Source organism: Phyllobacterium sp. (assembly GCF_037994425.1).
GTDB lineage: Bacteria > Pseudomonadota > Alphaproteobacteria > Rhizobiales > Rhizobiaceae > Phyllobacterium.
This window is the reverse complement of the sequence record NZ_JBBNAM010000399.1, coordinates 1-2,522: the sequence shown is the minus strand read 5'-3', so window position 1 is coordinate 2,522 and position 2,522 is coordinate 1. Positions and strand designations below refer to the sequence as shown.

Genomic DNA, 2,522 nt, shown 5'->3' with positions numbered 1-2,522 from the left:
ACAGTGGCAAGCGCAATCGCGTCGACTAAGTCAAGAGTTCCTACGACGTTGAAAATTCCGACAAACGAACGAGCGGCCCTCGATCTGGCCGATACAGCCACAATGGCAATAAGCGCCAGTACTGCCGTAAGAAGATCCCCGTAGGCTGCTGGCGTCGAGAATTCCGAAGGGATTCCAGCATAGACAGCGCCCGGAGCGAGGAACATAAGACCCAAATGCCGCAAGGAATGTAGGAGAAGTATTGGCAACACAACAGCAGAAGGTTCCAGTTCTGACAGCTTTGGGATGAGATAAATTCTGGCGGCTATCCAGAATACGAGCGTGCTGAACAGCAGATTTACAGTCAGGATATTCACGGGAAGTCTCCTCAACTCAAGATGCGTTTTGTTCTAAGGCGGAGCTAGGTTACACATGCGCCTGGCCCGACCTCCCCGATCGTGACCGGCAACGGCCGGGACAGCTTGTCGTTTGACCCAGTGCCGCAGGCATTAGAGCGAGCCCGTGTAGCAGCTTGCCGACGTCACCCTTTCATCTCGCATTGTACGATTTCGAAATGCCGTTGACGATCTAAGGAGCAGCAGCCAAATCGCACACAATTGGCCCAGATCGGGGCCAAAAAGCGGTCAGCTCGTGTGCTAATCAATCCCGCCAACTCGTTAGTTCAGCCAAGTGTATGCCAACAACGGTTCCAAGGTGATCGCCTTGACAAGCGTTTTGCCCGTAGTAGCATTTAGCTTTCCCGTGGTTGGTGGCCATATTACAGCGTATGATTGCGACTGATTAAACCGGTCGAAGGGTAAGCGATGGGACTGTCCTGGCAACAAGGTCCGCTCTCACTTGGAGCAGTTGGCCGATTCCTCGTGCCGGAACCTTTGCCCGAGAGGTTATTGTACGTCGAACCGCTCCGCAGGCGCATGAGGGTGCGCTTCGGAGGAGCTTGGATAGCCGACAGCGAGGACGTCCTCGTCCTTTTCGAACCCGGACGCTATCCGGTGGCTTATTTCCGGGACGCTGACATTTCTCCGGATGCCCTGGAACGGACCGAACACACCACCCAGCATCGCGACCTAGGGTCCACCGCGTGGTACACCGTAAAAGGGGGCGAGCAAAGCGCCCACCGGGGCGCGTGGCAACACATCGATCTGCCCGATCACGCGAAGGAATTAAATGGACGAGTGGCCTTTGCCTGGCGGGCTATGGATGCCTTCTACGAGGAGGATGAACGCGTACTCGGCCATGCCGCCGACAGCTACCATCGCATCGACATCCGCCATACGTCCCGCCGCCTGGTTGTCCGCCGCGGCGACCGCGTTATTGCCGACACCACGCGGCCACTCGTGCTTTTCGAGTCCGGTTTTGCGCCGCGCTGGTATGTCGACCGCGCCGACGTGGATGAGTCCGCCTTGATTGCCGTCGAACTCCAAACCTTCTGCCCCTACAAGGCCCTGTGCAACTACTACGACATCGGCGATACCAAGAAGGCGGCATGGTCATATCGAGAGGCCTATACCGAAGTCAGCCGCATCTCCGGTTTCGTGTCGTTCGAGCCGGATATCGTCTCGGTCCAGCTCGACGGCACTGAACTCCACATCGAACCGGGTCAGTCTGTGATTCCGCACGGTCCCGACCGAGACCTCACAGTCGACGAGGCACTCCCTCCTCGCATCCGGCCATGAGAGGCCGGCCGAAGTCCACACCTCAAAAGACTGGAGCGACATGCCTCGGCTGCTGTCAGTGAACGTCGGCCTTCCGCGCGACATTGAGTGGAAAGGGCGCATTGTCCATACCGGAATCTGGAAGGATCCCGTGCCTGGCCGCCATCAGGTCCGCCGGCTGAACATCGACGGAGACGGTCAAGGCGATCTGGCCGGGCATGGGGGTGAGCAGCGTGCCGTATTCGTTTACCAGATCGACTCCTATCGCTATTGGCAGGAACACCTGAAGAGAACTGATTTCGTCCACGGACAGTTCGGTGAGAACTTCACGGTAGAAGGTTTGCCCGACGATGACGTATACATTGGCGACCGCTATCAGATTGGCAATGCCGTGTTCGAGGTCACCCAGCCACGGGTCACCTGCTATCGTGTCGGCATCCGTATGAACGAACCGAGGATGCCCGCTCTGCTGACGGCGAGCGGGCGACCCGGCTTCTATTTTCGCGTTCTGCAAGAAGGCAACGTGGCCGCGGGCGACGAAATCGTGAAGGTGGGAGGAGCCGAGGTGCAGATGACCGTTGCAGAGATCAACGATCTTCTTTATTTACCCGATCACTCCCGCGAAAAGCTGCAGCGTGCATTAGAGATCGGCCCGCTTTCGCCCGGATGGCGTTTTTCATTCGAAGCATTGATGCAGAACAAGTCCACCCCTAGGGAGGGTGGCAATGCGGGCTTGATGCCGGCCGCAGCCGCGCATCCGGTTGCGCCGGGGTTTCGGCCGCTCGTGGTCGCTGCGATCGATCGGGAGTGCGAGGATGTACTTTCGCTGACGATGAAGAGCGAGGACGACCAGCCGCTACCAGAAGC

General features: G+C 58.1%; 2 protein-coding genes and 1 pseudogene. 2 read left to right on the top strand and 1 reads right to left on the bottom strand.

Going from position 1 to position 2,522, the window contains the following annotated elements:
* A pseudogene (locus AAAB35_RS26300) lies at positions 1–356 on the bottom strand (hypothetical protein); the annotation flags it as partial.
* A 558-nt stretch (positions 357–914) separates the two neighbouring features.
* Here AAAB35_RS26300 and AAAB35_RS26295 point away from each other — a divergent pair.
* Positions 915–1,676, top strand: a complete 762-nt coding sequence (locus AAAB35_RS26295; protein ID WP_340671284.1) for a DUF427 domain-containing protein — start codon at positions 915–917, stop codon at positions 1,674–1,676.
* A 40-nt stretch (positions 1,677–1,716) separates the two neighbouring features.
* The coding region (locus AAAB35_RS26290; protein ID WP_340671283.1) for an MOSC domain-containing protein at positions 1,717–2,522 on the top strand (806 nt) is incomplete at its 3' end.

Coding starts and splice junctions, on each gene's coding strand:
- AAAB35_RS26295 (WP_340671284.1), top strand. CDS start 915: ATGAGGGTGCGCTTCGGAGGAGCTTGGATAGCCGACAGCGAGGACGTC.